The 301-nt window shown below is 39.5% G+C and carries 1 pseudogene; it reads left to right on the top strand.

The features are described 5' to 3' along the window. Positions 1-205 (top strand): annotated as a pseudogene (locus BHE85_RS26615) (hypothetical protein); the annotation flags it as partial. Positions 206-301 lie beyond the last annotated feature (96 nt).

Below are 301 nucleotides of genomic sequence, written 5' to 3' on the forward strand. Positions count from 1 at the left end.
TCAAGGGACCAGTTTCAAATCACTAAATCTTTCTATTGAAGCGCCATCTGGAGCACGGTCATCATTTCGGTCACTTGAGCATCTCGATAAGGTGTCCAGACACTATATCTCTGAGATAATACAAAAAGCTCATCCTCTTTCTTCAGACGAACGTCACTTACTTTCTATTATTATTAATTCTAATTTTAACTTCAGACATCAAAGTAGGTAATGCTGCCAACTTACTGATTTAGTGTATGATGGTGATTTTAAGGTGCTTGCGTGGCTTCCATTTCCATCAGATGTCCTTCCTGCTCCGCTA

The organism is Shigella sp. FC1567 (assembly GCF_001743015.1).
GTDB classification, from domain to species: Bacteria; Pseudomonadota; Gammaproteobacteria; order Enterobacterales; family Enterobacteriaceae; genus Escherichia; species Escherichia coli.